Raw genomic sequence first — 4,279 nt, forward strand, 5'->3', positions numbered from 1 at the left:
TTTATCTCAGTCAGTGATTGAGCCGCGTAAACTAAGCGCGTTCCCCGACTCAAGCTACCAGAACCATTGGGCATAGTACCTCTCCTGCTTATTAGTCAGGTTGAGCGAAGTTTCTGATTCGGCGCACGCGCGTTTTATCTTATCAAACACAAATCAAAGGCATACCGCTTCTGGCGTTTGATAATTATTTAAATGATCGTGAGTGCAAAAGGGCTGCGATTTTCGGAGAGGCAAAGAAATATTAATAGCCTGTATGGCCACGAGGTTCAAATTCTGGAGAATAGCCATTTAGCGCAAGCCGCTCGCGGTGCGCTTTGCTGCATGGCGTGAATTTACCAACGTCGCCAAAGCTCCTTCACAAACGCTCGTCATCAACAATGGTGCGGTCGATTGGCTGATCACCACCCGTGCTGGGATACCAACTTGCAACATTAACTTATTATGAGTCCACAGGGACTGGCACAATCGTAAGCCATACTAACGCCCGTGTCCTGTATGAAAGCCACCTTATAAGTCGGGTTTCCGTTAGAAAGGGTGATTACAAGGCGCGCCGCCTTCAGGTTAAACGATTTATAACTTTCGACATAGAACACAGCGACATATGCGGTTGTGCCATCATCGTCCAAAACGACGGCTGATGGGGCCGTACGTATATCAATACTCCCATCCAGGGCGGTATCGTTTACGTACAGCGTTCCAGATGGAGCGACTCCATCAATAGCGCCTTGATAGAAGGTAAAAGTTCTACCCAAACAATTTACTGTGCTGGAGTTGAGAATCAAATCCCGCCCAGCAGGCTGGGAATTCCCAGTAAAATTACCGTTATGTTTCCATTGCCTGCTAAACATAGGGCCGCCGGCAGTCATAATGCCGCTCGCCATGCCCCTTCCATTGTACCGAACATCAGCAAACTGCCCATCAGATAAATCTGGAACAACATCAAGTCCGAAGGCGGTTCTACAGTCAGTAGCGCGCCATGGAGGACTGCTTACAACATCAAGACTCGAATTACATTGGACGCAGTAAATTGAGCCATCTCCGAGCGGCCATAAAATATAAAGGTTGTTATTCCAAACATAAGGTGTCACCGCACTGGAAGTCTGGTTGTTTTGCCCAACGCCAGATCCAATATTTGCAACAGGGTCCGACCACCCCCCCTGATCAAGCGTCATTCCACTGATGCTGTTATCCGGTGCCCGGCCAAAAATACATATCTTTCCATCGTAATAAATCGCCCGTGGATCTGAATTGTACGCGCCGTCTACTTGATCATACAGTTGCATGTTCAACGTAATGGGATCGCTCCAATTCATCATTACAGAATCGTAGACTATGTAAGATGGACTGGTTGGAAAATCTGCCGACTGAAAAAAGACATAGAGACCTGTGAGTGCATCCTTACGTTCCAAGTTCGCTTTTCTCATTTAACGCCCCTTTCAAATATACGTGCCAATCACATCCGCACAAAGCAACTAAGCCTGAGGAATCGAAAGCGCAAATGGGCTGCTATTTTCCAAACTCAAAGGGATGCCAAAATTTTGAATGGCAAATGTATTATACGTATGCTCATAATTAGCCTTGATCCTATTGATAAACGCCATTCTGAGTTCCCCTTTAATGTTATTCTCTCCATAGAATACGGCTATAGATTGGTTTTCCACATCACCATCAAGAAATACCACTGACGGAGCAGTGTAAATATCAATATTTTCTATAACACTGCCACCCCCATCCTCATACAATCGCGCATCCCCCTCCACCCCTCTATAGAAAGCCGTCATATCGTCATTAAAATAAGCTAAAACACTTGGCCCAAAACTCAAGCTCTCTTCTCCGGTGCCTGCGCGGCTTGCACCAACGCCAAAACCGTGATAAACATCAAATCCAGTCATATACAGAACGCCATCCGCGTTAAAAAAAACAACACCCTGCCCCACAGAAACGGAATTGACGCTCTTGGCGACTGGAGAAACCCACCAATTCAGCTGATTAAGATTTTCATCATACTGATTGCAACAAATTGGATTTCCATCACTAACGCCAGGATAGAAAATACAAAGACTATCGCTTATAACACAAGGCGTGATAGCGCCACACGTCTTACTCGTGCCTAGAGTAACGGAGTCTGACCAGTATTCCCCATCCGTCGATGTCATCACCTGTATGCTGTTATCCTGCGCACGGCCGAAGAGATAGAGCTTCCCCTTATAGTAAGTCGCCCGTGCTTCCTGATACTGCAAAATCATCCCGGGCAAGGTAAAGGTAGCGCTCCACATCCCTGTATTCCAATCAAGCCGGATATAGGAAGGATAGTATGGCAAATCCGCGGTCTTAAAAAATACGTAAATATCACCAGGAACGATTGGCTTACTACGAAACAAGCTTTCCTTTTCCATTGAACACCTCCGATTCACTTGAAACACCATGGGCGCTGAGCCTTGGGTAAGGTCACATTCGCAACTGGCGTACAACCGATAATCGCGAGTTGCCTTTTTCTTCACTTAGGAAACAGCGTTCCTGCGCATGCTGCGTGGGGACTCGAAACGCATCGCTTACCGGCAATCCCAAGGACGCGATCATATGAGCGCGTGCTTTCTTGGGGACCAGTCTTCAGTTTCATGCCATCCGACAGCGCACACAATTTGCACAGAAGCAACGACAAATGAGTTCTTTCTTTCCAGACAACCATTTTCGGGCTATTCGAGTCGGGTTGCTTGCCAGCATCGTCAGCTTGAAGTGCTGGTCGACTCGTTTGATGCCGCGATACACGGTCTGTCGAATCCTGCCGACGGTCTTGCCCCAGCCGAAGTGCTCTTCGATTCGTTTGCGAATCACTTGGCTGATGCCATAGCCGACGTGCCGCGACGTACGCCCGTCGATCGCGCTGCCGCCTTGATGCGCGTCGTTGCGCGCGACATGCGGCGTCACCTTGCGCACACGACAGTCCCGCACAAATTCGCGCATCTCATAACCCTTGTCGGCGCCGAGCGTCTTGGTGTGACGGCCCGGCACGCAATCGAGCAGGCGCAACGCGCTTGCGCGTTCGCCAAAGCCGTCGGCATGGCTCACCACGGCACCCACTACCAAGCCCGATCGGTTCTCCATCAGGATGTGCCCCTGGTAACACAGGATGGACGGCGTGCCTTTGCTCTTCCTAAACAGCCGCGCGTGCGAATCGGTGCTCGACTCGTGAGCCTCGTTGCTGCGCCGCTTGCCCTTCCAGTCGGTGTCGACATTGCGGCCGCCGCCGGCCGGCGGATCTTCCGAGCCATCCTTGGGCCGGAAGCTCTTGTGGCTGGCCCACACCTGAATCAGCGTGCCATCGACCGAGAAGTGTTCTCTGGACAGCAGCCCTTGCTTGTCGGCCAAGCTCATGACTTCGGTAAAGAACGCTTCGATCACTTCGTGCTCGAGCAGACGATCGTGGTTCTTCGAGAATACCGAGTGGTCCCAGACAGCGTCTTCAACCGCCAACCCGACGAACCAGCGGAACAGCAGGTTGTAGCACATTTGCTCCATCAGCATGCGCTCGCTGCGCACCGAATAAAACACTTGCAGCAGCAATGCACGCAGCAGCTTCTCAGGCGCAATCGAGGCCCGGCCGCTGTCTGCATAGATCGTGCTGAACAGCCCGTTGGGCCGCTTCAGCGCTTGATTGACCAGCAGCCGAAGCGGCCGCAACGGGTGATCGGCCTGCACGAAGTATTCCAGCTTTACCGTCGTGAACAGCGGTTCTTGCATCTCGTCCATTCAGCGCATCGCTCTCGTCTGCCCAATATCATGAACACGATATCTTTAACGCACCGCACGCAGCGCCCGTTTACACCGTTCCGAATTGCAACAGCCTGCTAGGTGCAGCACGCATTGCCGCTCAATTGTTGGTGAAACAACTGCTTCGCTTTCACATCGGCGTTGACGGCGCACTTTTTCTACATAGAGGCGAGCCTAGCCGAGTATGAAACCAGGAAAACCTATCAAAGCTAATAGTTGAACCCCGGAAATGCAGGTTCTGTCGCGATAAGCCGATCGGGGATAATGCGAGGATGGTCACGATCCAGAAACAGCTCATCGCGTCGTCGCTTCATAAGGTTCTCCAACGGTTGCATTACCCGCTGGAGGTGATCTTGACCTACGTACGCTGGTACGCGGCGTACCCACTGAGCCTGCGCAACCTGGAGGAAAATGATGGCCGAGCGCGGCGGTGACCTGTCCGTGAAATTTCGTGCCAATCAAATCTAGAGATAATGGCTCCTCAGCTCAGATGAGGAGTTGGTATGAA

The 4,279-nt window shown here is 51.0% G+C and carries 3 protein-coding genes and 1 pseudogene; 1 reads left to right on the top strand and 3 read right to left on the bottom strand.

Annotated features, from left to right (window positions below):
- Window positions 1–431: 431 nt before the first annotated feature.
- The 3 genes from PHO31112_RS26895 to PHO31112_RS26905 all read right to left on the bottom strand — a co-directional run bounded on the left by PHO31112_RS26895 (window position 432) and on the right by PHO31112_RS26905 (window position 3,750).
- Entirely contained in the window at window positions 432–1,424 is a 993-nt protein-coding gene (locus tag PHO31112_RS26895; RefSeq protein WP_150624772.1) for a hypothetical protein, read from the bottom strand.
- Between the two features lie 48 nt (window positions 1,425–1,472).
- Window positions 1,473–2,396, bottom strand: coding sequence for a hypothetical protein (locus PHO31112_RS26900; RefSeq protein ID WP_150624774.1), 924 nt, complete (start codon window positions 2,394–2,396; stop codon window positions 1,473–1,475).
- A 220-nt stretch (window positions 2,397–2,616) separates the two neighbouring features.
- The gene (locus tag PHO31112_RS26905) at window positions 2,617–3,750 is read right to left on the bottom strand and encodes an IS5 family transposase (RefSeq protein ID WP_246178593.1); all 1,134 of its coding nucleotides are present in this window, start codon (window positions 3,748–3,750) and stop codon (window positions 2,617–2,619) included.
- A gap of 293 nt (window positions 3,751–4,043) precedes the next feature.
- Between PHO31112_RS26905 and PHO31112_RS26910 the strand changes: the two are divergent.
- A pseudogene (locus PHO31112_RS26910) lies at window positions 4,044–4,200 on the top strand (IS6 family transposase); the annotation flags it as partial.
- Window positions 4,201–4,279: the final 79 nt, after the last annotated feature.

It is taken from the genome of Pandoraea horticolens (assembly GCF_902459555.1).
Taxonomy (GTDB): Bacteria; Pseudomonadota; Gammaproteobacteria; order Burkholderiales; family Burkholderiaceae; genus Pandoraea; species Pandoraea horticolens.

Excerpts from the sequence above, each read along its gene's own strand:
- PHO31112_RS26895 (WP_150624772.1), bottom strand. The coding sequence starts at position 1,424 with ATGAGAAAAGCGAACTTGGAACGTAAGGATGCACTCACAGGTCTCTAT.
- PHO31112_RS26900 (WP_150624774.1), bottom strand. The coding sequence starts at position 2,396 with ATGGAAAAGGAAAGCTTGTTTCGTAGTAAGCCAATCGTTCCTGGTGAT.
- PHO31112_RS26905 (WP_246178593.1), bottom strand. The coding sequence starts at position 3,750 with ATGGACGAGATGCAAGAACCGCTGTTCACGACGGTAAAGCTGGAATAC.